The 23,683-nt window shown below is 74.2% G+C and carries 24 protein-coding genes and 2 pseudogenes; 15 read left to right on the forward strand and 11 right to left on the reverse strand.

Features of this window, described 5'->3' with window-relative positions:
• Positions 1-220: 220 nt before the first annotated feature.
• Positions 221-667 carry a type II toxin-antitoxin system PemK/MazF family toxin gene (locus UW392_RS27135; RefSeq protein ID WP_320777750.1) on the forward strand — a complete coding sequence of 149 codons (447 nt, stop codon included), beginning with the start codon at positions 221-223 and terminating at the stop codon, positions 665-667.
• 12 nt (positions 668-679) lie between these two features.
• Here the strand turns inward: UW392_RS27135 and UW392_RS27140 are convergent.
• Positions 680-1,190, reverse strand: a pseudogene (locus tag UW392_RS27140) (TIGR02452 family protein).
• Between the two features lie 278 nt (positions 1,191-1,468).
• Between UW392_RS27140 and egtA the strand changes: the two are divergent.
• The 5 genes from egtA (at position 1,469) to UW392_RS27165 (ending at position 6,204) form a co-directional block, all read left to right on the forward strand.
• Positions 1,469-2,749, forward strand: a complete 1,281-nt coding sequence (egtA, locus tag UW392_RS27145; protein ID WP_320777751.1) for an ergothioneine biosynthesis glutamate--cysteine ligase EgtA — start codon at positions 1,469-1,471, stop codon at positions 2,747-2,749.
• Positions 2,746-4,098 carry an ergothioneine biosynthesis protein EgtB gene (gene egtB, locus UW392_RS27150; RefSeq protein ID WP_320777752.1) on the forward strand — a complete coding sequence of 451 codons (1,353 nt, stop codon included), beginning with the start codon at positions 2,746-2,748 and terminating at the stop codon, positions 4,096-4,098. The genes egtA and egtB overlap by 4 nt, the downstream gene beginning before the upstream one ends.
• Positions 4,098-4,895 (forward strand): ergothioneine biosynthesis protein EgtC, encoded by a 798-nt coding sequence (egtC, locus tag UW392_RS27155; protein ID WP_320777753.1) that lies wholly within the window; start codon positions 4,098-4,100, stop codon positions 4,893-4,895. The genes egtB and egtC overlap by 1 nt, the downstream gene beginning before the upstream one ends.
• Positions 4,892-5,854: an L-histidine N(alpha)-methyltransferase gene (egtD, locus tag UW392_RS27160; protein ID WP_320777754.1), complete on the forward strand. Its 963-nt coding sequence runs from the start codon at positions 4,892-4,894 to the stop codon at positions 5,852-5,854. Before egtC ends, egtD begins: the two co-directional genes overlap by 4 nt.
• A 134-nt stretch (positions 5,855-5,988) precedes the next feature.
• Positions 5,989-6,204 carry a dodecin gene (locus UW392_RS27165; RefSeq protein ID WP_320777755.1) on the forward strand — a complete coding sequence of 72 codons (216 nt, stop codon included), beginning with the start codon at positions 5,989-5,991 and terminating at the stop codon, positions 6,202-6,204.
• A 38-nt stretch (positions 6,205-6,242) separates the two neighbouring features.
• On the opposite strand, the gene UW392_RS27170 is transcribed toward UW392_RS27165, so the two are convergent.
• The 4 genes from UW392_RS27170 to UW392_RS27185 all read right to left on the reverse strand — a co-directional run bounded on the left by UW392_RS27170 (position 6,243) and on the right by UW392_RS27185 (position 9,537).
• Positions 6,243-6,758, reverse strand: coding sequence for a hypothetical protein (locus tag UW392_RS27170; RefSeq protein WP_414496707.1), 516 nt, complete (start codon positions 6,756-6,758; stop codon positions 6,243-6,245).
• 1 nt (position 6,759) lies between these two features.
• Positions 6,760-7,296: a MarR family transcriptional regulator gene (locus UW392_RS27175; protein WP_320777757.1), complete on the reverse strand. Its 537-nt coding sequence runs from the start codon at positions 7,294-7,296 to the stop codon at positions 6,760-6,762.
• Positions 7,297-7,360: 64 nt separating this feature from the next.
• The gene (locus tag UW392_RS27180; RefSeq protein WP_320777771.1) at positions 7,361-8,788 is read right to left on the reverse strand and encodes a sensor histidine kinase; all 1,428 of its coding nucleotides are present in this window, start codon (positions 8,786-8,788) and stop codon (positions 7,361-7,363) included.
• Positions 8,789-8,820: 32 nt separating this feature from the next.
• Entirely contained in the window at positions 8,821-9,537 is a 717-nt protein-coding gene (locus tag UW392_RS27185; RefSeq protein WP_320777758.1) for a response regulator transcription factor, read from the reverse strand.
• Positions 9,538-9,713: 176 nt separating this feature from the next.
• Between UW392_RS27185 and UW392_RS27190 the strand changes: the two genes are divergently transcribed.
• From UW392_RS27190 to UW392_RS27205, 4 genes are all read left to right on the forward strand, one after another.
• Positions 9,714-11,063: a ferredoxin reductase family protein gene (locus UW392_RS27190; RefSeq protein WP_320777759.1), complete on the forward strand. Its 1,350-nt coding sequence runs from the start codon at positions 9,714-9,716 to the stop codon at positions 11,061-11,063.
• A gap of 27 nt (positions 11,064-11,090) precedes the next feature.
• Positions 11,091-11,534: an FMN-binding protein gene (locus UW392_RS27195; RefSeq protein WP_320777760.1), complete on the forward strand. Its 444-nt coding sequence runs from the start codon at positions 11,091-11,093 to the stop codon at positions 11,532-11,534.
• 4 nt (positions 11,535-11,538) lie between these two features.
• On the forward strand, positions 11,539-12,261 hold the full coding sequence (locus UW392_RS27200) for an FAD:protein FMN transferase (RefSeq protein WP_320777761.1): 723 nt from the start codon (positions 11,539-11,541) through the stop codon (positions 12,259-12,261).
• Between the two features lie 98 nt (positions 12,262-12,359).
• Positions 12,360-13,322: a bile acid:sodium symporter family protein gene (locus UW392_RS27205; RefSeq protein ID WP_320777762.1), complete on the forward strand. Its 963-nt coding sequence runs from the start codon at positions 12,360-12,362 to the stop codon at positions 13,320-13,322.
• 150 nt (positions 13,323-13,472) lie between these two features.
• Here the strand turns inward: UW392_RS27205 and UW392_RS27210 are convergent, their stop codons facing one another.
• The 4 genes from UW392_RS27210 to UW392_RS27225 form a co-directional block, all read right to left on the reverse strand.
• On the reverse strand, positions 13,473-14,711 hold the full coding sequence (locus tag UW392_RS27210) for an NAD(P)/FAD-dependent oxidoreductase (RefSeq protein WP_320777763.1): 1,239 nt from the start codon (positions 14,709-14,711) through the stop codon (positions 13,473-13,475).
• The gene (locus tag UW392_RS27215; protein WP_320777772.1) at positions 14,708-14,905 is read right to left on the reverse strand and encodes a ferredoxin; all 198 of its coding nucleotides are present in this window, start codon (positions 14,903-14,905) and stop codon (positions 14,708-14,710) included. Before UW392_RS27215 ends, UW392_RS27210 begins: the two co-directional genes overlap by 4 nt.
• Positions 14,906-14,956: 51 nt before the next feature.
• Positions 14,957-16,228: a cytochrome P450 gene (locus UW392_RS27220; protein WP_414496706.1), complete on the reverse strand. Its 1,272-nt coding sequence runs from the start codon at positions 16,226-16,228 to the stop codon at positions 14,957-14,959.
• Between the two features lie 191 nt (positions 16,229-16,419).
• Complete coding sequence (locus tag UW392_RS27225) at positions 16,420-17,157, reverse strand: response regulator transcription factor (protein ID WP_320777764.1); 738 nt, start codon at positions 17,155-17,157, stop codon at positions 16,420-16,422.
• A gap of 122 nt (positions 17,158-17,279) precedes the next feature.
• Between UW392_RS27225 and UW392_RS27230 the strand changes: the two genes are divergently transcribed.
• The 4 genes and pseudogenes from UW392_RS27230 (at position 17,280) to UW392_RS27245 (ending at position 21,598) form a co-directional block, all read left to right on the forward strand.
• Positions 17,280-18,047, forward strand: coding sequence for an SDR family NAD(P)-dependent oxidoreductase (locus UW392_RS27230; protein ID WP_320777765.1), 768 nt, complete (start codon positions 17,280-17,282; stop codon positions 18,045-18,047).
• A gap of 151 nt (positions 18,048-18,198) precedes the next feature.
• Positions 18,199-18,591, forward strand: a pseudogene (locus tag UW392_RS27235) (glycosylase); the annotation flags it as partial.
• Between the two features lie 177 nt (positions 18,592-18,768).
• Positions 18,769-19,221, forward strand: coding sequence for a DUF6098 family protein (locus tag UW392_RS27240; protein ID WP_320777766.1), 453 nt, complete (start codon positions 18,769-18,771; stop codon positions 19,219-19,221).
• Between the two features lie 115 nt (positions 19,222-19,336).
• Positions 19,337-21,598 (forward strand): catalase, encoded by a 2,262-nt coding sequence (locus tag UW392_RS27245; RefSeq protein WP_320777767.1) that lies wholly within the window; start codon positions 19,337-19,339, stop codon positions 21,596-21,598.
• A 96-nt stretch (positions 21,599-21,694) separates the two neighbouring features.
• Here UW392_RS27245 and UW392_RS27250 read toward each other — a convergent pair whose 3' ends face one another.
• Entirely contained in the window at positions 21,695-21,874 is a 180-nt protein-coding gene (locus UW392_RS27250; RefSeq protein WP_320777768.1) for a hypothetical protein, read from the reverse strand.
• A 111-nt stretch (positions 21,875-21,985) separates the two neighbouring features.
• Here UW392_RS27250 and UW392_RS27255 point away from each other — a divergent pair, with 111 nt between their 5' ends.
• Positions 21,986-23,005 carry an LLM class flavin-dependent oxidoreductase gene (locus UW392_RS27255; protein WP_320777769.1) on the forward strand — a complete coding sequence of 340 codons (1,020 nt, stop codon included), beginning with the start codon at positions 21,986-21,988 and terminating at the stop codon, positions 23,003-23,005.
• A 7-nt stretch (positions 23,006-23,012) separates the two neighbouring features.
• Here UW392_RS27255 and UW392_RS27260 read toward each other — a convergent pair.
• Positions 23,013-23,683 (reverse strand): lysophospholipid acyltransferase family protein (locus tag UW392_RS27260; protein WP_320777770.1); only part of this gene is annotated, 671 nt, incomplete at its 5' end.

The following is a 23,683-nucleotide window of genomic DNA, read 5'->3' on the forward strand; positions in this document are numbered from 1 at the left end:
ACCGGGAGGCGCAGAAGGCCCGCATCCAGGTCATCGCCATCGCCGGAGGCAAGATGGCCACCGCTCTCGGCTGCACCAACGACCCCGGCCTCTCCCCCACCGCCGAGATCGAATGGCTCGACGAAGGCACCGAGTTCACCGGCGGCCGGTGACACACGTCGCATCCGCCCCCGGGCCACCCGGTCGCCGTCAAGGATCAGCCGCCCTCTACCGTGTCCCCGTGACTACGTCTGCCGCCCAGGACACGCCCGGCCGCTCCGGCCCCACCGCCACCACCGAGGCCGACCCCCGCGAGGTGGGCCGGGTCCGCACCGAGTACGCGCCCGCGCACGACGGCGACCCGGACCCCGGCGAGATCGTCTGGACCTGGGTGCCGTACGAGGAGAACGACGGGCGGGGCAAGGACCGGCCCGTGCTCGTGGTGGCCCGGGAGCCCGGGGGCACGCTGCTGGCCGTCCAGCTGTCCAGCAAGGGGCGGGACGGGGACCGCGACTGGGTGCCGATCGGCAGCGGGCCGTGGGACCGGTCGGGGCGCGCCTCGTGGGTGGCCGTGGACCGGCTGCTGCGGCTGCACGAGGCGGGCATGCGGCGCGAGGCCTGCGCGCTGGACCGGATGCGCTTCAACTCCGTGGTGCACCGGCTGCGGGAGCACTATGGCTGGCGCTGACGGTGCGGGGGTTCACCGTGCGCCCGCGGTCCTGGTGAACGCCCGCTCGAACGCCCCCCGCACCACCGCCCCCGCCGTACGGTCGAGCACGCCGAACACGACGTGCTCGAAGCGTCCGTCGAACCGTCCGCCGGTCAACAGCAGCGCCCGGAACGCGCCCGCGACCTGCTCCGGGTCGTTGCCGAGGCCCCCGCAGCCCCAGGCGCCCAGCACCAGTCGCCGGTAGCCGCACGCCGCGGCCGTCCCCAGGACCCGTCCGGCGCGGACCGCCAGGGCGCCCGGCAGGCCGGGCACGCGCTCCGGGGCCGTACGCCGGACGACCGCGGCGTTGGGCGCGGCGGACGTCAGGAACCCGGCGGCGTACGGCTCGTCCAGGAGCGTGCGGCCCGTACATCCGTGTCGCGGCGCGCGCGGCCGCCGCCGACTCCGCGATGCGCACCTCGTGGCCGCCGGGTGCGCGGTAGGCGCCCGCCGTGACGATGTCCTCCGTCTCCCGCGCGATCCCGCGCAGCCGCGCGCTCATCGCGCCACCCCCGTTGCGTCCCCCGTCGTCCTCACTGCCGCATCGTGGGCGACGGCGGCGTCGTCCCGCAACGGAACATCGCGGTCCGGACGGCGTATGACGCACCGTCCGAGTGCCGGTTCACGGCGCCCGGGACGGGACCTGCCGGTGCCGTCGGGCGTCCGGGGCACCCTTGTGCGATCCGGCCAGATGGTTTTGGGTGGAACGAGCGTTGCCGGTCCGGCCGACTCCGGTCCCGGGCCGGTGGCGGCATGCTGGTGTCTCAGGAGGATCCCGACATGTCTGACTCCATCGGCGACTGTACGGAGCCCCGCTCACCCGTCACCGAGGCCGACGCCGAAGCGCTGGTCCGCGGCATCTGCTTCAAGACCGGTCCGCCCCGCACCCTCGGTGTCGAACTGGAATGGCTCGTCCACGAACGGCGGCGACCGCGCCTGCGGGCCTCGCCCGAGCGGCTCGAAGCGGCCTACGCCGCACTGCGCACCCTGTCCCTGACCTCATCGCTCACCGTAGAGCCCGGCGGCCAGCTGGAACTCAGCTCGGCGCCCGCCGCCACCCTGACGGACGTCGTCCGGTCCGTCTCGGCCGATCTCGCCGCCGTCCGCGCCGTACTGCGCGAGGCGGACCTGGCCCTCCGCGGCCACGGCCACGATCCCTGGAACTCCCCGCAGCGGTACCTCCACGAGCCCCGCTACGACGCGATGGAGACCTACCTCGACCGCTTCGGGCCCGAGGGCCGCGCCATGATGTGCTCCTCCGCCTCCGTCCAGGTGTGCCTGGACGCCGGGTACGAGGAGCCCGGCCCGCTCGGCCTCGGACGGCGCTGGTGGCTGGCCCACCAGCTGGGCGCCGTGCTGCTGGCCGCGTTCGCGCACTCGCCCCTGGCCCGGGGCCGCCCCACCGGCCGGCGGTCCACGCGGCAGTCCCTCTGGGCGGCGATGGACCCCGGCCGCACCCTCGCCCCGCCGCTCGACGGCGATCCGCGGGCCGCCTGGGCCCGGTACGTCCTGGACGCGCCCGTGCTGTGCGTACGGTCCCGGGACGGCCGCGGCCCCTGGGAGGTGCCCGAGGCCCTCAGCTTCCGGGACTGGACCCGGTCGCAGGACCCGCCGGACCGCGCGGACCTGGACTACCACGTGAGCACCCTGTTCCCGCCGGTACGGCCGCGCGGCCACCTCGAACTGCGCATGATCGACGCCCAGCCGGGCGAGGACGGGTGGATCGTGCCGCTGGCCGTGACGGCCGCCCTGTTCGACGACCCGGAGGCGGCCGAGACCGCCTACCGGACCGTCAAACCGCTCGCCGAGCGGGCCGGTCCGGCACCCGCCCCGCGCAACCCGCTGTGGCACGCGGCGGCCCGGTCGGGCCTCGCCGACCCCGAACTGCGCGAGGCGGCGGCCGTCTGTTTCGGCGCGGCGCTGGAGGCCCTGCCCCGCCTCGGCGCCGGCCCGGACGTACGGGACGCCGTCGCCGCCTTCGCCGACCGGTACGTGGCCCGGGGCCGCTGCCCCGCCGACGACCTGCTCGAGCGCCTCCACGGGAAGGACATCCACCCATGACCGTCCCCGACGGGACCGCCGACCCCGAGGCGCTCCGCGAGCGCGCCCTCGACGCGCTGCTCGCGGCCCGCGCCCGCACCGCGCTGCTCACCTCCTGTGTCGAGGACCCCGAACTGACCGCGCAGCACTCGCCGTTGATGTCGCCGCTGGTGTGGGACCTCGCGCACATCGGCAACCAGGAGGACCAGTGGCTGCTGCGTACCGTCGGCGGGCAGGAGGCGATCCGGCCCGAGATCGACGGCCTGTACGACGCCTTCGAGCACCCGCGCGCCGAGCGGCCCGCGCTGCCGCTGCTGCCGCCCGCCGAGGCCCGCCGGTACGTGCACGAGGTGCGCGGCCGGGCGCTGGACGTGCTGGAGGGCACGGCGTTCCGGGGCGGCGACCGGCTCACCGAGGCGGGCTTCGCCTTCGGGATGATCGCCCAGCACGAGCAACAGCACGACGAGACGATGCTGATCACGCACCAGCTGCGCACCGGCGCTCCCGCCCTGACCGCGGAGGACCCCCCGCCCGCCCCCAACTTCACGGGGCCGTCGGAGGTCCTGGTGCCCGGCGGCCCGTTCACCATGGGCACGTCCACCGAGCCGTGGGCGCTCGACAACGAACGGCCCGCGCACCGGCGTACGGTGGCCCCCTTCCACATCGACACCGCCCCCGTCACCAACGGCGCCTACCAGGGGTTCGTCGAGGACGGCGGGTACGACGACGCGCGCTGGTGGGCGCCGGAGGGCTGGGCCCACGTCCGGGCGCACGGCATCGTGGCCCCTTTGTTCTGGCGCCGCGAGGGCCGGCGGTGGCTGCGCCGCCGGTTCGGCGTCGTGGAGGCCGTCCCGCCGGACGAGCCGGTGCTGCACGTGTCCTGGTACGAGGCCGACGCGTACGCGCGCTGGGCCGGGCGCAGGCTGCCGACGGAGGCCGAATGGGAGAAGGCGGCCCGGCACGACCCGGCGACCGGCCGCTCCCGCCGCTACCCGTGGGGCGACACCGACCCGGGACCCGCCCACGCCAACCTGGGCCAGCGCCATCTGCGCCCGGCCCCGGCGGGCAGCTACCCGGCCGGGGAATCGCCGCTGGGGGTCCGGCAGTTGATGGGTGACGTGTGGGAGTGGACGGCGAGCGACCTCGAGCCCTATCCGGGTTTCACGGCGTTCCCGTACCGGGAGTACTCGGAGGTGTTCTTCGGCCCCGAGTACAAGGTGCTGCGCGGCGGCTCGTTCGCCGTGGACCCGGTGGCCTGCCGGGGGACGTTCCGCAACTGGGACTATCCCGTGCGGCGCCAGATCTTCAGCGGGTTCCGCACGGCCCGCGACGCCTCCCCGGAGGCCCTGGCCGCCCGGGAGGCCGTCTGATGTGCCGTCACCTGGCGTACGTAGGGGCCGAGCAGCCGATCGGCCGACTGCTGTCCGACCCGCCGCACAGCCTGTTCCGGCAGTCGTGGGCGCCCCGGCGGCAGCGCTTCGGGACCGTCAACGCGGACGGTTTCGGCGTCGGCTGGTACGCGCAGGGCGACCCGGTGCCGGCCCGGTACCGGCGCTCCGGGCCCGTCTGGGGTGACGCCTCCTTCGCGGACCTCGCCCGGGTCGTGCGGACCACCGCGCTGCTCGGCGCGGTGCGGGACGCGACCGTGGCGAGCCCGGACGGGGAGGCCGCGGCGGCGCCGTTCGCCGCCGGGGCGTGGCTGTTCAGCCACAACGGCGCCGTGGCCGGCTGGCCGCGCTCCCTCGCCCCCCTGGTCCGCGAGCTGCCCGCCACCGAACTGCTGTCCATGGCGGCGCGTTCGGACTCCGCGTTCGTCTGGGCGCTGGTCCTCGGCCGGCTGCGCGCCGGTGACGACGGGGGGCGGGCGCTGGCCCGCACGGTCGCGGAGGTCGCCCGGGCTGCGCCCGGCTCCCGCCTCAACCTGCTGCTCACCGACGGCGGGACGATCACGGCCACCGCGTGGGGCGACACGCTGTGGTACCTCGCCGAGCCCCGCCGCGGCGTCGTCGTCGCCTCGGAACCGTACGACGACGATCCGCGCTGGCAGGAGGTGCCCGACCGCACGCTGCTCACGGCGGGCGGCACCGACGTCCTGCTCACCCCGCTCGAGGACCTCCACGACGACGTGCCGTCCGCACCCCCGCCGCCGAAGGAGCCGATCCCGTGAGCCCTTTCCTCATCACCCGCATCCTGCCCGAGGACGCCACGGACGCGGCCCTGCGCGCCGACGTCCTGGAAGGCCTGACCGGCACCCCCAAGACGCTGCCGCCCAAGTGGTTCTACGACGCGCACGGCAGCGAGCTGTTCGAGCGCATCACCGCACTCCCCGAGTACTACCCGACGCGCGCCGAACGCGAGATCCTGCTGGCCCGCGCCCCGGAGATCGCCGCCGCCACCGGCGCGCACACCCTGGTCGAGCTGGGCTCCGGCTCCTCCGACAAGACCCGGCACCTGCTCGACGCCATGCCGGACCTGCGCGCGTACGTGCCGGTCGACGTCAGCGGGAGCGCGCTGCGGCAGGCGGGCGAGGCGCTCGCCGCGGAGCGGCCCGGGCTGCTGGTGCACGCGCTGATAGCCGACTTCACCAGGGAACTGACGCTGCCCGACACACCCGGCCCGCGCCTGGTGGCGTTCCTCGGCGGCACGATCGGCAATCTGCTGCCCGCCGAGCGCGCCGTGTTCCTGGCCTCGGTCCGCGCCCTGCTCGCGCCCGGCGACGCGCTGCTGCTCGGCACGGACCTGGTGAAGGACCCGTCGGTGCTGGTGGCCGCGTACGACGACGCGGCCGGGGTGACGGCCGCGTTCAACAAGAACGTGCTGTCCGTCCTCGTACGGGAGCTCGGCGCGGACGTCGACCCCGGCGCGTTCGAGCACGTCGCGCGGTGGGACGCCGGGCGGGAGTGGATCGAGATGCGGCTGCGGGCCCGGACCGCGCAGACCGTGAAGATCCCGGCGCTCGGCCTCGCCGTCGACTTCGCGGCCGGCGAGGAGCTGCGCACCGAGGTCTCGGCGAAGTTCCGCCGGGGCGGCGTACGCGCCGAACTGGCCGCGGCGGACCTGCGCCTGCGCCACTGGTGGACCGACCGGGAGGCGAGGTTCGCGCTGTCGCTGAGCGTGGCCGGGTGAGGAGCTGTGTCATGTCCCCGGCCGAGGACACGACACCGGCTCCGACGGCTCACCGACGCCTCGCGGGCAGCGGCACTCTGCGGCACCGTGGAGTGACGCGTGGCACACCGGCCACGGCCGAGAGGAGCACCCGCATGTCCGACCACACCTACCGCGTCACGGAGATCGTCGGCAGCTCGCCCGACGGCGTCGACCAGGCCGTCCGCAACGGCATCGCGCGCGCCTCGCAGACTCTGCGCAACCTGGACTGGTTCGAGGTCACCCAGGTCAGGGGCTATCTCGACAACGGCAACATCAAGCACTACCAGGTCGGCCTGAAGGTGGGCTTCCGGCTGGAGGAGAGCGACTGAGGGTCCGGGCGGCCAGGTGGTGCGGGCCGCCCGGCCGCTCAGGTCCGTCCCTCGCGCTCCTGTGCCGCCTCCAGCGCGGCGGAGGCCGCCGCCCACCGCGCCCGTACGACCGTGAAGCCCGCCCGCTCGGCGTCCTCGCAGACCAGTTCGTCGTCGTCCACGAGCATCCGGATCTCGCGGGTGCGGGCGAGGCCGTGGAGGGTCTCCAGCTTGGTGCGGCGGGCGGGCCTGCGGTCGTCGTTCCGCCGCATGAGGACGCGGCCCTCGGGCAGGCCGTGCGCGGCGAGCCAGTCCAGCGTGGCGCGGCGGCAGCGCTCCGGCCGCCCGGTCAGGTACAGCACCTCGCAGGCCGCGGCGGCCTCGTGCACCAGGGCCACGCCCTCGGCCAGCGGTGGATCGTGCGGCGCGGCCGCGAAGAACGCGTCCCAGTCGCGCGGCTTCCGCTCCAGGAAGCGCTGCCGGTGCGCGGTGCCGGCGAGGGTGTTGTCCAGGTCGAACACCGCGAGGGGCCGGTCGCCGCCGGGCGGGGTGCTGTGCTGCGCCACACCGCCCACCTCAGGCGACACCCGTGTGCCCGTGCGCCGGGACGGCGGCTCCCGGCTCCTCCTCGGTCTCGGACGCGGCCAGGAAGTCGTCGACCATGCGGTGGAAGAGGGCGGCGAGCTGCCCCAGTTCCTCGGGCGCCCAGTCGGACAGCGCCGCCTGCATGCCGCGCACACCGGCCTCACGGACCCGGCGGACCGCCTCCCGGCCGGCCTCGGTGAGCTCGATGCGCTGGGCGCGGCGGTCGTCGGGGTCGGGGACACGGGTCACGTAACCGGACTTCAGGAGCTGCTGCACCTGCCGGGTGACGTGGGAGGCCTCCACACCGAGGCGGTTGGCCAGCTCTCCCGGGCGCAGCGGCTCGGAGTCGGCCATGCGCCGCAGCAGCGCCACGGCCGCGCGGTCGAGCGGCACCCCGGCGCGCGCCATGAGCTTCTCGTGCTGGCGGGCACGCGTGGCCAGGTAGGTGATGCGGGAGAGGGCGCGCTCGATGTCGACCACTTCCGGGGACGGGGAAGCGGGGACGGCGGGGCGCGGTGGTGTGGGCATGGACAGCACTTTACCTTATCGTTGCCTAACTCAAGTAAAGCGGTCACCTGTATCCCCCGGCCGTTCAGACCGTTCCGCCGATGGGCAGCCGGACGGTGAAGACCGTGGAGCCGGGCCCGCCGGTCAGCTCGATCGTGCCGCCGTGCGCGGCCACCAGGGAGCGGGCGACCGCGAGCCCCAGTCCGCTGCCGCCGCGGTCGCGGCTGCGGGCCTTGTCCACCCGGTAGAAGCGGTCGAAGACCCGCTCCCGGTCCTCGGCCGGGATGCCCGGCCCCTCGTCGGCGACCCGCACGACCGCCGTGGCCGTACCGGACCCGGCGGCCCCCTCCCGGGTCACCTCCAGACGGACCCGCGTACCGGCCGGGGTGTGCACGGCCGCGTTGGTGAGCAGGTTGTCCAGCACCTGCCGCACCCGCAGCGGATCCAGACGGAGCCGTACGGGCCCGGCGCCGGCGGTGACCGTCAGCGGGCGGTCGGGGTGGCCCGCGCGGAACGCGTCCGCGGCCTGGCGCACCAGCTCCCCGAGGTCCGTCTCCGTGAGGCGCAGCGGCTCCTCGACCTCGGCGGCGTCCAGCCGGGCGAGCAGCAGCAGGTCGTCGAGGAGCACGCTCATCCGGGCCGCCTCGGCGCGCAGCCGTCCCAGGTGCTTGTCCCGCTCCTCGGGACTGTGGGCGGCCGCGTACTGGAAGAGGTCCGCGTACCCGCGCACCGACGTCAGCGGGGTGCGCAGCTCGTGCGAGGCGTCCGCGACGAACCGGCGCAGCCGCTGCTCGGCCCGGGTGCGCACGACGAGCGCGTCGTCGATGTGCTCCAGCATGGTGTTGAAGGCGGTGCGCAGCTCCTCCACCTCCGGGCCGCCGTCGCCGCCGCCGGCCCGCACCGGCAGCCGCGCCGAGTCGGTCAGGTCGTGTGAGGTGATGCCGCGGGCGGTGTGCGCCATGTCGCCGATCGGCTTGAGCCCGCGCCGCAGCATCGCCCGGCCGGACAGCACCAGCGCCACCAGCGCCAGCGCGAACGCCACGATCTGCACGGTGTACAGCTGCCGCATGGTGGCCCGGATGTCCGTCGTCGGGGCGGCGGTGACCAGGACCACCCCGGACTCCACCTCGCAGGCGCGCAGCCGGTAGGTGCCCTGCCCGCGCAGGTGGGCGGTGCGGAAGAGGTCCTCCCCGGTCGTCGAGCGCAGCTCCGCGACGGCGGCGAGCTCCCCGGCGTCCTCGGGCACGTCGTCGGCGTCGTCGGGCGCGCGGAGCCGGGCGGTGGAGCCGGAGACCTCGTAGGCGGCGGTGTACCAGCCGAAGTACGGCTTGCGCTGCACCGCTCCGTGCGCGAGGACGTCCTTGGACTGGGTGATCTGGACGAGCCTCATCTGGTCGTCGAGCTGGCGCTCCAGGTAGTCCCGCATGTACGTGGACAGCGCCGTGCCCACGACCGCGAACACCACCAGCGACAGCACGCCGAGGCCGAGCGCGAGCCGGGTGCCCAGCGGCATCCGGCGGTAGGCGTGCCGCAGTCGGCCGCCGCTCACCCGGTGACCTGCCGCACCACGTAGCCGACGCCCCGCACCGTGTGGATGAGCGGTGCGCGGCCCTCGTCGTCGCCGCCGTCACCGCCGTCGCCGTCCAGCTTGCGGCGCAGGCGGCTGACGACCAGCTCGACCACGTTGGAGCGGCCGCCGAAGCCGTACTCCCACACGTGATCCAGGATCTGCGCCTTGGTCAGCACGGTCGGCGACTTGCGCATCAGGTAGCGCAGCACCTCGTACTCGGTGGGGGTGAGGGTGAGCAGCCGGTCGCCGCGCCGCACCTCTCGGGTGTCCTCGTCCATCGTGAGGTCGGCGACCTGGAGCACGGAGCGCTGGAAGCCGGGGCCCGCGCTGCGCCGCAGCACGGTCCGCAGCCGCGCCATCAGCTCCTCCACCGCGAACGGCTTGACCAGGTAGTCGTCACCGCCCCGGGTGAGGCCCGCGACCCGGTCGGCGACGCCGTCGCGGGCGGTGAGGAAGACCACCGGCACCATCGTCCCGGAGCGGCGCAGCCGGTCCAGGACCGCGAAACCGTCCAGGTCGGGGAGCATCAGGTCGAGGACGACGATGTCCGGGCGGAACTCCGCGGCCCGGCGCAGCGCCTCCTCCCCGGCGTTCGCGGTGACCGCCTCCCAGCCCTCGTAGCGGGCGACGGTGGCCACGAGGTCGGCGATGGGCGGGTCGTCGTCCACGACGAGGAGGCGCACTCTTTCCACCTGTTCATACTGCTGCACGTCCCTATGAGGCCATGACGGACCCCCTCCTGTGCGCTCCGGGACCGAACCGCTAAGAACTTGAAAGTTGGGCGACAGCAGAACGACAGGTTTCAGCAGGCAGGCTCAAGAGCGCTCGGTAACCCCACACCCGAACACCGAACGAGGAGCTGCCGCCCGTGACGACCGCCCAGCAGGTTCGACCGCCGACCCCGCCCACCCCGTCGGCGATACGGCCGAGAGTGGTGGCCCGCACCGGCCTGTACGCCGTCCTCGCCGCGAACGTGGCCGTGGTGACCGTGCTCTTCCTGCAGGCCGGCACCGGCTCGAGCGCCCTGCTCCTGCTGGGGCGGCTGACCGGCCTGTACGGGGCACTGGTCATGGCCTTCCAGCTCGTGCTCGTGGCCCGGCTGCCCTGGCTCGACCGCCGGATCGGCATGGACCGGCTGACCTCCTGGCACCGCTGGACCGGCTTCCTGCTGCTGTGGATGCTGGTGGGGCACGGCGTGTTCATCACGTTCGGGTACGCCGCGTACTCCTCGATGGACCCGGTGAACCAGCTGGTGGACCTCGCCGAGACCGTCGAGGGCGTGCTGCGGGCGGTCGTCGCGCTGGTGCTGATCATGGTGGTGGGCGCGGTCTCGGTGCGCTCCGCCCGGCGCCGGCTCGCGTACGAGACCTGGCACTTCATCCACCTGTACACCTACCTCGCGGTGGTGCTGGCGTTCACGCACCAGGTCGCCGCGGGGACGACGTTCACCACCTCGCCCGCGGCGACCGTGTACTGGTACGCCCTGTGGGGCGTCGCCCTCGGCTCCGTCCTCGTGGGCCGGGTGGTGCTCCCGCTGTGGCGCAACTGGCGCCACCAGTTGCGCGTGGAGGCGGTCGTCCCCGAGTCGGACAACGTGGTCTCGGTCTACATGACCGGGCGCGACCTGGACCGGCTCCCCGCGCGCGCGGGCCAGTTCTTCCTGTGGCGGTTCCTGACCCGCGACCGCTGGTGGCAGGCCAACCCGTTCTCGCTGTCGGCGGCGCCCGACGGCACCCGGCTGCGGCTGACCGCGAAGGCGGCCGGTGAGGGCAGCGCCTCCCTCCGGCACCTGAAGCCCGGCACGCGGGTGTTCGCCGAGGGCCCCTACGGCGCCTTCACCACCCTGCACCGCACCCGGCCGGACGCCCTGCTCATCGCCGGCGGCGTCGGCGTCACCCCGATCCGCGCCCTGCTCGAGGAGGTGCACGGCCACGCGGTGGTCGTCTACCGGGTGGGGTCGGAGGGGGACGCCGTCCTCCACGACGAGCTGCGCGAGCTCGCCCGTGCCAGGGATGCGGAACTGCACCTGGTCACCGGGCCGCCCACGCCCGACCGGCTGGCCGCGGACGGGCTCTCCGCGCTGGTGCCGGACGTGGCCGACCGTGACGTCTACGTCTGCGGGCCGCCCGGTATGACCACCGCCGTGCTGCGGACCCTGCGCGAGCTGGGTGTGCCCAGGGCGCAGGTCCACTTCGAGCGCTTCAGCCTGGCCGGCTGACCGGCAGCGGGAACGAGGAGAAGAACCATGAAGCGAGCACTGCCCGTCGTGGCGCTGACCGTCGTCGGCCTGATCCCGCTGTGGCGCTACGCGCCGTCGCCTTCCGGCGGTACCTCGACCGAGGCGTCGAGCGGCGCGGCGGCGGCCGAGGTCGTCCCCGCCCCCTCGTCCTCGTCGCCGTCCGGTGCCTCGTCGTCCGGGCCTGCCACCACCACCCAGGTCGTCCGGGGATCCGCGGTGAACACCGAGAAGGGCACCGTGCAGGTGGAGCTGACCTTCGAGGGGGACGAGATCACTTCGGTACGGATGCTGCAACAGCCGGACCACCCGCAGACCAGGGACTCCGTGCCCGTGCTGATCGAGGAGACGCTCTCCGCTCAGGGCGCCGACATCGACACGGTGTCCGGCGCGACCGTCACCAGCGACGGCTACCGGAAGTCGCTGCAGGCCGCGCTGGACGCGAGGGGCTGAGCGGATGCGCCGCGTCGAGCACGTCATGGGGTTCCCGGTCTCGCTGCTGGTCGAGGACGAGGGCGCCCGCGCCGAGGACGCCGATCCGGTCTTCGCCTGGCTGCGGGAGGTGGACGCCCGGTTCAGTCCGTTCCGCCCGGACAGCGAGGTGTCGCGGCTGGACCGGGGCGAGCTCGCCCCCGGCGCGGTCAGCGCGGACCTGGCCGAGGTCCTCGGCCTGTGCGAGCGGTACCGGGAGGCGACGGGCGGGGCGTTCGACGTACGGCTGCCGGGCCGCGGGCTCGATCCGTGCGCGGTGGTGAAGGGCTGGGCGGTGCAGCGGGCGGCGGACCTGCTGCACGCCGCGGGCGCGCGGCGGTTCTGCCTCAACGCCGGGGGTGACGTGGTGGTGTCCGGCGGCCCGTGGCGCGTGGGGGTGCGCCACCCCGAGCACGCCGACCGGCTGTGCACCGTGCTGGAGCTCACCGACGGCGCGGTGGCGACCTCCGCCCGGTACGAGCGCGGGGACCACATCCTCGACGGGCGCACCGGCCGGCCCGCCACCGGCCTGCTCAGCCTCACCGTCGTGGCCCCGTCCCTCACCGAGGCGGACGCCGCCGCGACGGCGGCCTTCGCGCTGGGTGCGGAGGGCGTCGCATGGGCCGCCGCGCGGGAGGGCTGCGAGGTGTTCGCCGTGGACGCGGAGCGGCGGGTGTTCCGTACGGCGGGACTGCCGACCGCGGCCTGAGGGCGGCGGGACGGCAGGACGGCCGGACGGTGGAATCGCGGTGATCACATGGCGAGACGGCCTTGCGTCACGCCTCTCACCAGGCGTTGTCTCACACGGTGAACACCGAACAACCCGCACAGCCGCCCAGCGGCGACGCCACCGGGGACCGCTCCGCGCGCCGCGCCGTCACCGTCTTCCCCCTCCTCGTCCTCGCGGCGGGCGCCCTCGGCCTGCTGCTCCCCGGGAGCTTCGCCGGCTGGAGCGGGGCGGTGCCCTACCTGCTGGGTGTCGTGATGTTCTGCATGGGCATCACCATGACCCCCGAGGACTTCCGGGGCGTCGTCAAGCGCCCGTGGGCGGTCGCCCTCGGACTGGTCGCGCACTACGTCATCATGCCGGGGCTCGGCTGGGCCATCGCCCACCTGCTGCAGCTGCCGCCGCAGCTCGCCGCCGGCGTGATCCTCGTCGGCTGCGCGCCCAGCGGCACCGCCTCCAACGTGGTGACCTACCTGGCGCGCGGTGACGTCGCCCTCTCCGTCTCCGTCGCCACCGTCTCGACCCTGGTCGCCCCGTTGGTGACCCCGCCGCTGGCGCTGCTGCTGGCCGGCGAGTACCTGCCGGTCGACGCCGGCTCCATGGTCACCGACATCCTGAAGACGGTCCTGCTGCCGGTCCTCGCGGGCCTCGCCGTACGGCTCCTGGCGGGCCGGTACGTGCAGCGGGCGCTGCCGGCGCTGCCCTGGCTGTCCGCGCTGACGATCTCCGTGATCGTGATCGTGGTGGTGGCGGGCAGCGCCGACGCCATCAAGTCGGCCGCCGGACTGGTGTTCGTCGCCGTCGTGCTGCACAACGGCCTCGGGCTGGTGCTCGGGTACGGCGCGGGCCGCCTCGGCCGGCTCGGCGAACCCGGGAGCCGCGCCATGGCCTTCGAGGTCGGCATGCAGAACTCCGGGCTCGCGGCCTCCCTGGCCACCGCCCACTTCAGCCCGCTGGCCGCGCTGCCCGCCGCGGTCTTCTCCGTCTGGCACAACGTCTCCGGTGCCCTGGCCGCCGCCTGGCTGTCCCGCCGGGGGCGCTGAGCGCGGACGGCCACGGACGGGACCACGGCCAGGTGCTCGCCCAGGGACCGCTGGGGGCGCCCCGGTCCCAGCGCGCATGCCCCGTCGATCCGGGCCACACTCGGGAAGGGCCCGGGCGGAGGGCGCCCCGGCGGCACCGGACGGTCTCCCTCAGGCTCCGCCCGGCACGGGCTGCCGTGCCGCCCGGCCCGGGTCCGGTTCCGGCTGTGCCGTGGCCGCCGTTCCGGATTCCACCGCATCGTGCCAGGTAGCGCGGGACGCGACGGCCTGCCGCCAGGTGCGGAGCGCCCGGGGCGGCATGCCGACCGCCAGGACACCGGTCACGTGCTCGCCGCTCCGGTAGACGGCGAGGAAGCGGCGCACGTCCGGGTCGCCGTCGACGACGGCGACCTCGTCGTGGCCGCGCAGCCACCCGTACGCCTGCACCTTCATGTCGTACTGGTCGGACCAGAAGTACGGCACCGGGGCGAACGGTCTGCGCGCCGCGCCGTGCAGCAGGTTGCGGGCGGCGGCCATGCCCTGTTCGGCGGCGTTGGTACGGTGCTCGATCCGCATCGAGGTGCCGAACAGCGGGTGGTGCCAGCGGGCGACGTCCCCGGCCGCGTACACGCCCGGCGCGGCGGCGCAGTACTCGTCGCACACCAGGCCGTCGCGGACGGTCAGCCCGCTGCCGTCGAGCCACTCGGTGTTCGGCAGTGAGCCGACCGCCACCAGGACCTCGTCGGCCTCGACGTGTTCGCCGTCCGCCGTCAGCACTCCTGCGTCGGTCACCGCGCGGACGGCGACCCCGGTGCGCAGGTCGACCCCGTGCTCGCGGTGGGCCCGCGACAGCACCCGGCCGATCCGCTCGCCGACCGCGTGGGCCAGCGGTACGGCGGCCGGTTCCAGCAGGGTCACCTCGCAGCCGGCGGCCCGGGCGACGGCCGCGGCCTCGGCGCCGAGGAACCCGGCGCCCACGACGACCAGCCGCCGGCCCGGCCCGAGCCGGTCCCGCAGGGCCACGGCGTCGTCGAGGGTGCGCAGCACGTGCGCCCGTTCGTCCCCGGGGAGCCGGCGCGGGCGTACCCCGGTGGCCACGACCAGTCCGTCGTACGGCACCGCCGAGCCGTCCGCGAGACGCACCGTACGGTCCGGCACGTCCAGCGCGGTGGCGGCGGCGCCGAGGCGCAGTTCCAGACCGAGCGCGTCCAGGTCGGCCGGCGTCCGCAGCGCGACCCGGTCCGGCTCCCAGGCGCCCGACAGCACCTGCTTGGACAGCGGCGGCCGGTCGTACGGGAGGTGGGGCTCGTCGCCGACGAGGGTGAGCGTGCCGTCGTAGCCCTCGCGGCGCAGCGCCTCGGCCGCGGCCAGTCCGGCGGCCGAGGCGCCGGCGACGACGACGCGCCTCACTGCTCCACCAGTCGGATCGCCACCGCCGGACACACGGCCGCGGCCTCCCGTACGTCGTCGAGGAGTTCCTCGCCGGGCCGCTCCGTCAGGAGGAACGCGATGCCGTCCTCCTCACGCTGGTCGAACACGTCCGGGGCGGCCATCACGCACTGTCCCGAAGCGACGCATTTCGGCTCGTCCAGTTCCACACGCATGCTCATGTCCTTCTTCCTCTTCTGCGGGTCGTCTTCCTCTTCTGCCGGTCGTCACCAGGTCACGGGCAGTTCGTGGACGCCGTACACGAAGCCGTCGTGCTTGAACGGGACGTTCTCGATGCCGGTGGCCAGCCGCAGGGTGGGGATGCGCCGGTAGAGGGTGCCGTAGACGACCTGGAGCTCCATGCGGGCCAGCGGCTGGCCCAGGCACTGGTGCACGCCGAAGCCGAACGCCACGTGGCGGCGGGCGTCGCGGCGCAGGTCGAGCCGGTCGGGGTCGGGGAACACCTCGGGGTCGCGGTTGCCGATCTCGTTGGGGACGAGGAGGCCCTCACCGGCGCGGACGGTCTGCCCGGCGATCTCGATGTCCTCCGTCGCGGCGCGGCTGCGGCCGGAGTGGGTGATGTTCAGGTAGCGCAGCAGTTCCTCGACGGCTCCGGCGACCAGCTTCGGGTCGTCGCTCTCGCGCAGCAGGGCCAGCTGGTCGGGGTGTTCGAACAGCGCGGCGGTGCCGAGCGCGATCATGTTGGCGGTGGTCTCGTGCCCGGCGATCAGCAGCAGGACCGCCGTCTCCGTGGCCTGCTGGTGGGTGAGCTCGCCGGCCCTGACCCGCTCGGCGAGGCCGGTCAGCAGGTCGTCGGCGGGGTCCGCGAGGCGCTCGCCGACCAGGCGGCCCAGGTAACCGGCGAGCTCGCGGACGGCGGCGGTCCGCTCCTCGGGGGCCGAGTTCCGGTTGATCATGGTCTTGGTGTTCTGCTGGAAGAAGTCGTGGTCCGCGTACGGCACCCCGAGCAGTTCGCAGATGACCAGGGAGGGCACCGGCAGGGCGAACGCCTCGACCAGGTCGACCGGGTCGGGACCGGCCAGCAGCTCGTCGATGAGGTCGTCCACGATCTTCTGCACGGCCGGCCGCATCGCCTCGACCCGCTTGATCGCGAAGGGCGCCGTCACCATGCGGCGCATCCGGGCGTGCTCGGGGTCGTCCATCATGATGAAGCTGAGGCCGCCGCTCGACGCGTCGCGCGGCGCCTTGACCGGGTAGCCGGGACTGGCGAGGTCGGCGCTGACCCTCGGGTCGGCGAGCAGGGCGCGCTGCTCGGCGTAGCGGGTCACCAGCCAGGGGGTGCTGCCGTCCCACAGCCGCACCCGGGTGAGCGGCGCCTCCTCCCGGATCGCCTTCTCCTGCAGTTCCGTGAGGGCCGGCGGCGGGTCGAACGGGCAGCGGGCCGCCCTCGGCATGGGGAAGTCGGGGACGGTGTCCGCCGTTTCGGGCGCGGAACCGCCCGGGGTACCGGTCGTGGTACCGGCGGCGGTGTCGGCCATGAGCTCTCCTCGGTGGTGGGGGCTCCGCCGGGGCGGAGCGCCGGGTGACGATCGAGGCCTCGATGAGCACATGCAAACAGAGGGGGCTGACGGCCTCCGGTCAGTTTCCTGACAGCCACCTGACGTGACGGACGCCACACCCGTCGACGGCACCGAGCCGCGACGGACCCTCAACCGGCTCGAGTCGCACGTCAGTCGTCCTCCGGGCCCAACCAGTAGCCGAAGCCCCGGCGGGTGTGGATCAGCGCCGGACCGTCCTGGTCGACCTTGCGCCGCAGCCGGGAGACCAGTTGCTCGATCGCGTTGTCGCCGCGGTACTCGTCCCACACCTGCCGGGCGATCTGCTCCTTGGAGAGCACCTTGTGGGCGTGGACCAGGAGGTGGCGCAGCAGCCGGTACTCGGCGGGAGTGAGGTCGAGCACCCGGCGTCCGCGGCGCGCCCGGCACGTGATGTCGTCCAGCACGAGTCCGCCGCACTCGTGCACGCCGCCCCGGGCCCCGCCGTTCGCGTTCCCCGTACCGCGCAGCAACACGTGCATGCGGGCGAGCACTTCGGCGATGCGCAGGGGTTTGGTCACGTAGTCCGTCGCCGCCACCGACCCGAGCCCCGGGACGATCTCGCCCAGGGAGTCGGTCGGTACGAGGAGGAGGACGGCCGGGCGGTCCGCGGGGTCCAGGCGGCGCCCCTGTTCCAGCGGCTGGAGGCCGGGCAGCGCCGCGTCGACGATGACGAGGTCACACCCCCCGTCCGCGAGCCGGTCCAGCACCGCGTCCCTGCTCCCGGCCGCCTCGGTCCGGTACCCCGCCAGGCCCACGGTCGTGCTGAGCAGCTCGAGGGTGCCCGGGTCGTCGACGGCGATCAGGACCTGCTGCCCTCCCCCGCGAGCGCCCCACGCCTGCTCGGCCTTGTCATTGACGCTGCCGTACATGCACACCCCATTGATTACCTGAGTCAAGTAAGTCGCATATGCTTGCCCAACTCAAGTAATTATCCCCCTTCCCTCGGGATCCCCGGTACACCCCGGATCCTCCGGGAGAACGGAGCAACAACGTGAGCGAGACGGGTTTCGCGGGACGCGGCGTCGTCGTCACCGGAGCGGGTTCCGGCATCGGCCGGGCCGCGGCCGTGAAGTTCGCGCGGGCGGGCGCGAAGGTGCTCGTCGCCGACCTGAACCCGACGGGCGCCGAGGAGACCGTCCGGGAGATCGTCGAGGCGGGCGGCACCGCCCTCGCGGTCGTCGGCGACCTCGGCGACCAGCAGGTGGCCGACCAGGTCGTCGCGCGGGCCGTCGAGGAGTTCGGCGGCCTGAGCGTCCTGGTGAACAACGCCGGGATCATGGACCGCATGTCGGCGCTCGGCGAGACCGACGACGCCGAGTGGGAGCGGGTCCTCCGGGTCAACCTGACGGCCCCCTTCCTGCTCACCCGGGCGGCGCTGCCGCACATGCTGGCGGCGGGCGGCGGCTCGATCGTCTTCACCGCCTCCGAGGCCGGACTGCGCGGGGGCGCGGCGGGCGCCGCCTACACCGCCTCCAAGCACGGCGTCGTCGGCCTGGTGAAGAACCTCGCCGTCATGTACCGCAAGCAGAACATCCGCGCCAACGCCATCGCCCCGGGACCCACCGCGACCGGCATCCAGGTGGAGGCCCTGCCCGAGGCCCACGGCCCCGCCCTGATCGGGGGACTGATCGGCGCGAACATCGGCCGACTGGGGACCGCCGAGGAGCAGGCCGACGCCATCCTCTACCTCGCCTCCGACGCCGCCGCCTTCGTCAACGGCGTAGTCCTGCCGGTGGACGACGGGTGGGCGGCGGTCTGACGTGCACGGGGGCGCCGGAGCTGTTGACGCACCGGCGCCCCCTTCTTGTCTTCTGCTCGAATCTCCGCACGTCGTACGACATTTTGAACGTCCATCTCGAACAGACGGTGACCCCAAGACGCTGGTACGAAGAGACGAGGACCGCGGCCACCTCCGGGTCGGGCTCCACCGCAACGCCGCGCTCTCCGGCGACCTGCTGCCCTCGCTCACCCCCGTTCCCGGGAGGCCGCTCCACTTCGTACTGGACGGCATCACGTTCGCCCCCTTCCACGAGGGGACCGAGGACCCGACGCACGCCTGCGTACGGCGCCACGAGCCCGAGGTCGCCTTCGGGAACACCGGCTCGGGGGTCGCCAACCCCGCGAGGCCGGACGGCACCACGCTGCTCGACGAGATCTGGGCCGGAGCGCCGTTCGCCGGCAAGGGCGCGCTCGTGGCGCGGGTGCGGTCGACGGTCGGGGCGTGGGTGTCGGCGGGCCTGCTGGACCGGGCCGACGGACAGCGGGTGACCGCCACGGCGCAACGGGCCTCGTACGCGGACTGAGCGTGCGCGGACCGGGCGTGCGCGGGGAGCGGGGCCGGGGAGGTCCGCGCACGCCGGGGGCCGCCTTTTTTGTATGCATCGTGCACGGATTCCTCCTGCGCCCCTGGGTACCCGGGCGCCCGGTCGCGCCCCGGCGTGACCTGGAAGGACCGGCAGCATGCAGAGGAGGGACGCTTGATGAGCGTCAGGAACGATCTCCCCGTCCTCGGTTCCCTGGGGGAACTGGGGGACCTGGTACAGCGTCATCCCGACCTGTACGTGCGCTGGTCGCGCGGCCCCAGGATCGACCTGTCCAGGGTGAGCAGCAAGGACGACCTCACCGGTGTGCTCATGCCGGGCCTGTCGGCCAATCCGCTCGGCGTCGAGCCGTGGTGGGAGGACCGTCCGGTGGAGCTGTGGGTGGCCAGGCGCCTGTACGACTACTGCCACCTGCCCCGGGAGAAGGGCCGGGACATCCGCCCCTGGGTGCTGCGCGGGCGTGAGGAGGGCCGCGGCCCCGACAACGAGCCCCTGGTCGCCGGCGTCGAGCCGGTGGCCTGGATCGACGAGCGGGTCATCGAGGAGGCCAGGGCGGCGGTCCACGAGCAGACGGGCAGGTGGGGGCCGTTGCGCCGGCACGACGAGCAGTGAGGGAGCTGTGGTTCAACCGGGGGGACACGGGTACTCAGGGCGCGCAGTGAACAGCACGTCGTGATCACCTGACCGAAGGTGAGTGATCACGTGGGGCCCTGACCGTGGGAGAGCGATGAGCGAGAAGAACCCTGTCAAAGCAATGGCCGAGAAGGCCGTCGACGCGCTGCGCGGCGAAGGACCGGCGGACGGCGTCCCGGGCGTGCCGGGCAGCGAGCCGCCCACCGTGGCGGAGCCGACCGAGCCCAGGGAACCTCTGCCGCCCAAGCCCGACCAGGGGGCGCCCGCGACCGGAACCGCCACCGGGCGGCAGACCGGCGCCCCGCCGACCGCCCGCGCCCAGAGCGGGGCGTACCTGACGACCTCCACGGGCACCCGGCTGTACGACACCGACCACTCCCTCAAGGCCGGACCGCGCGGTCCCGTCCTGCTCCAGGACCACCACCTGCGGGAGAAGATCACCCACTTCGACCACGAGCGGATCCCGGAGCGGGTGGTGCACGCGCGCGGCGCGGGCGCGCACGGCGTCTTCGTGGGCTACGGCACCGCGTCGAACGTCAGCAAGGCCGCCCTGTTCGCCAAGGACGTCGAGACGCCGGTGTTCACGCGGTTCTCGACGGTCCTCGGCTCGCGCGGCTCGATGGACACCGCGCGCGACACCCGCGGTTTCGCGACGAAGTTCTACACCACCGAGGGCGTCTGGGACCTGGTCGCCAACAACATCCCGGTCTTCTTCATCCAGGACGGCATCAAGTTCCCGGACGTCATCCACGCCGGCAAGCCGCACCCGGACCGCGAGATCCCGCAGGCGCAGAGCGCCCACGACACCTTCTGGGACTTCGTCTCCCTGCACACCGAGGCCACCCACCACACGCTGTGGAACATGTCGGACCGCGGCATCCCGCGCTCCTACCGCACGATGGAGGGCTTCGGCGTCCACACCTGGCGGCTGGTGAACGCCGAGGGCGCCACCACGCTGGCCAAGTTCCACTGGAAGCCCAAGCTCGGCGTGCACTCCCAGGTGTGGGAGGAGGCCCAGATCACCGGCGGTGTCGACCCCGACTTCCACCGCCGTGACCTCTACGACGCCATCGAGGCCGGCGCGTACCCGCAGTGGGAGCTGGGCATCCAGGTCTTCCCGGACACCCCCGACCAGACGTTCGAGGGCATCGACCTGCTGGACTCCACGAAGATCGTCCCGGAGGAGCTGGCCCCCGTCCAGCCGATCGGCCTGCTGACGCTGAACGCCAACCCCACCAACTTCTTCGCCGAGACCGAGCAGGTCGCCTTCCACGTCGGCCACCTCGTCCCGGGCATCGACGTCACCGACGACCCGCTGCTGGCCGGCCGGCTCTTCTCGTACATCGACACCCAGCTCACCCGCCTCGGCGGGCCGAACTTCAACCAGATCCCGATCAACCGTACGCACGCGCCGGTCAACGACATGCTGCGGGACGGTTTCCACCAGCACGCCGACCACACCGGAGTGGCGCCCTACAAGCCCAACTCCCTGGACGGCGGCTGCCCGTTCTTCGCCGGCGCCGACACCGCCGCCTTCGTCGAGGCTCCGGTGGAGGTGCCCGCCGCGAGCAAGGTGCGCGAGGCCCCCGTCTCGTACTCCGACCACTTCAGCCAGCCGCGGCAGTTCTGGCTGAGCATGACGCCGGTCGAGCGCGAGCACATCGTCGCCGCTTACACCTTCGAGCTGGGCAAGTGCTACGAGCAGCCGATCAAGGAGCGGCAGCTCCAGGTGCTGGCCAACATCGATCCGGAGCTGTGCGAGCAGGTGGCCACCGGGCTCGGCCTGCCGGCCCCGGCGCCGACGGTGCCGCTCGTGGACGTCGAGCCCTCCCCCGCCCTCTCCCAGCTGGGCCGCACCTGGCCGCTGGACGGCCGGATCATCGGCATCGTCGCCGACCCGACGGGCGACCTGGAAGGCGTGCGGGCCGTGCGCGACGCGGTGCTGACCGCCGGCATGGTGCCCCTGGTGGTCGCCCCGGCGGGCGGGGAGCTCGGCGCGGGCCTCACCGCGCAGCGCACCTACGCCACGGCCCGCTCGATCGAGTTCGACGCCATCCTGCTGGCGGGCTCGCCCGGCCTCGGGGCCGACGCGTACGGCGCGCGGGACGCCAAGGCGGGCGAGCCGGGCGCCGGGGCGCTGACGGACCCGCGGGTGCTGCTGATGGTGGCCGAGGCGTTCCGGCACGGCAAGGCGATCGGCGGCTGGGGTGCCGCCGGGCCGGTGCTGGAGGCCGCGGGCATCGCTCCGGGCGCGCCCGGCGTGGTGACCGCCGACAGCGCGACCGGCGCGCTGCGGGAGATCACGGACCTGCTGGGCGCGCACCGCGTCTGGGAGCGGTTCACCCCGCGGGTCTGAACCGGAAAGCACGGGGCGGGCGGCCTCTCGGCCGCCCGCACCCGTGTGTCGTGGTGATGTGTGTCGTGATGGTGTGTGTCGTGGTGAGGGAAGGAGTCAGTCCTCGCCCCGGACGATGTTGTCCTCCGGCCGCGTGTGCTCCACGGTCACCGCGGTGTCCTCGGCGTCCAGGGCGGGAACGCAGGTTCGCACGCCCTTGCCTCTCAGCTGACGGGCCGTCGCCCACCCCGTCTCGGGCCGGCGTGCGACGGGTGTGTCGGTCGTGTGCGCGGTCACGGGACTTCCACTTCCTTCTGCTGTGGTGACTACCCGGCCGGGTCCCCTCGGCGGCCGCCGACAAACGCGGCGCCCGGGGAATCACCGGGCGCCACAGGCGTTGACACCTGTGTGAGCTCAGTGATCGCGCGGACCCGTTTCTCCGTCCTCGACCGCTCCCGCATCCGCGAGGGGCACGACGCCGGTGCGGCGCTGCGGGACACCGTACGGCTGGCGCGGGAGTGGGAACGGCTCGGCTACCACCGGATCTGGGTCGCGGAACACCACGGCGTGCCGGGGGTCGCCGGCAGCGCCCCCACCGTGCTGGCCGCGGCCGTCGCGGCGGCCACCCGGCACATCCGGGTGGGCACCGGCGGGGTGATGTTGCCCAACCACCGGCCGCTGGTCGTGGCCGAACAGTTCGGGGTGCTGGAGTCCCTCTTCCCGGGCCGGATCGACATGGGGCTGGGCCGCTCGGTCGGCTTCACGGACGGGGTGCGCCGGGCGCTGGGGCGCGACAAGGACGACGCCGGGGACTTCGCGGGACAGCTGGAGGAGCTGCTCGGCTGGTTCCGCGGCACCTCCCCCACCGGGGTGCGCGCCCGGCCCGCGGAGGGCCTGACCGTGCCGCCCTTCGTACTGGCCATGGGCGAGGGGGCGGCGATCGCCGCCCGTGCCGGACTGCCCATGGTCATCGGCGACCTGCGCGACCGGGAGAAGCTCCGGCGCGGCGTCGACCGCTACCGCGCGGAGTTCCGCCCGTCCGTCTGGGCGGCCGAGCCGTACGTGGTCGTCTCCGGCACGGTCGCGGTCGCCGACACCCCCGAGGCGGCGCACCGCCTGCTGCTCCCGGAGGCCTGGTCGATGGCGCACGCGCGCACCAGGGGGTCGTTCCCGCCGCTGCCACCCGCCGCGCGCGTAGCGGAGCTGACGACGGCCATGACGGAGAAGGAGCGCGGGTTCTTCGCGTCCGGTCTGCGGGGACAGCTCGCCGGTACGGAGGAGCAGGTCGCCGAAGCCCTGGAGACGCTGATCGAGGAGACGGGCGCCCAGGAGGTCCTGGTCACGACCAGCACCTACGACCAGGACGCCCTGCTGGACTCGTACCGCCGGCTGGCCCGCATCGCCGGAACGGACACGGCCGACACCTGACGGCCCGTCAGGCGTGGGTGCCGGCCGCCGTGCCGCCGCCCCGTACGGCCTCCTGCGCGAGCCGGGCGAGGGTCCGCCGGTCCGGTGCCGTGCCCGGCGGGAGCACGGGCAGCACCCGCACCTCGGCGACCAGAGCGCGCGCCGACGCGACCCGCCACAGCGAGGCGAGCAGCGTGTCGTCACCGACGAACGCCGGAGCCGTGCTCGCCCCCGCGTGCCCGGCGCGCCGGTAGCTCAGGCGTACGGGCTGCACGGGCACGGCGGCGTCCAGCGCGGCCTGGAAGACCGCCCGCCGGAAGCGCCCCTGGGCGCGCCCGCACCAGGTGCTGCCCTCGGGAAAGGCGGTGACCGTCCGGCCCGCGCGCAGCGCCCCGGCGATCCGCGCCACCGTGCCGGGCAGCGCGCGCAGCCGGTCGCGGTCGATGAAGAGGGTCCCGCCCCGGGCGGCCAGGGCGCCCGCCACGGGCCAGCGGCGCACCTCCGTCTTGGCGAGCATCCGGGCCGGCCGGACGGCGGCGAGGAGCGGGACGTCGAGCCAGGAGACGTGGTTGGCCACCAGCAGCAGCCCGCCCGGGGCCGGCGCGACCGCGCCGGTGACGCGCAGCCGTACGCCCAGGGCCCGTACGACGGCCCGGCTCCAGCCCCGTACCAGCAGCTCGCGCGCCCGGGCCGGGCCGC

Source organism: Streptomyces sp. CRN 30 (assembly GCF_034105845.1).

What these genes read in the sequence shown, in the direction of transcription:
- UW392_RS27165 (WP_320777755.1), top strand. Translation starts at nt 5,989, where the DNA reads ATGTCCGACCACACCTACCGCGTCACGGAGATCGTCGGCAGCTCGCCC.
- UW392_RS27215 (WP_320777772.1), bottom strand. Translation starts at nt 14,905, where the DNA reads ATGCGTGTGGAACTGGACGAGCCGAAATGCGTCGCTTCGGGACAGTGC.
- UW392_RS27175 (WP_320777757.1), bottom strand. Translation starts at nt 7,296, where the DNA reads ATGCCCACACCACCGCGCCCCGCCGTCCCCGCTTCCCCGTCCCCGGAA.
- UW392_RS27200 (WP_320777761.1), top strand. Translation starts at nt 11,539, where the DNA reads ATGCGCCGCGTCGAGCACGTCATGGGGTTCCCGGTCTCGCTGCTGGTC.
- UW392_RS27245 (WP_320777767.1), top strand. Translation starts at nt 19,337, where the DNA reads ATGAGCGAGAAGAACCCTGTCAAAGCAATGGCCGAGAAGGCCGTCGAC.
- egtA (WP_320777751.1), top strand. Translation starts at nt 1,469, where the DNA reads ATGTCTGACTCCATCGGCGACTGTACGGAGCCCCGCTCACCCGTCACC.
- UW392_RS27220 (WP_414496706.1), bottom strand. Translation starts at nt 16,228, where the DNA reads ATGGCCGACACCGCCGCCGGTACCACGACCGGTACCCCGGGCGGTTCC.
- UW392_RS27195 (WP_320777760.1), top strand. Translation starts at nt 11,091, where the DNA reads ATGAAGCGAGCACTGCCCGTCGTGGCGCTGACCGTCGTCGGCCTGATC.
- egtC (WP_320777753.1), top strand. Translation starts at nt 4,098, where the DNA reads ATGTGCCGTCACCTGGCGTACGTAGGGGCCGAGCAGCCGATCGGCCGA.
- UW392_RS27180 (WP_320777771.1), bottom strand. Translation starts at nt 8,788, where the DNA reads ATGCCGCTGGGCACCCGGCTCGCGCTCGGCCTCGGCGTGCTGTCGCTG.
- UW392_RS27225 (WP_320777764.1), bottom strand. Translation starts at nt 17,157, where the DNA reads ATGTACGGCAGCGTCAATGACAAGGCCGAGCAGGCGTGGGGCGCTCGC.
- egtB (WP_320777752.1), top strand. Translation starts at nt 2,746, where the DNA reads ATGACCGTCCCCGACGGGACCGCCGACCCCGAGGCGCTCCGCGAGCGC.
- UW392_RS27240 (WP_320777766.1), top strand. Translation starts at nt 18,769, where the DNA reads ATGAGCGTCAGGAACGATCTCCCCGTCCTCGGTTCCCTGGGGGAACTG.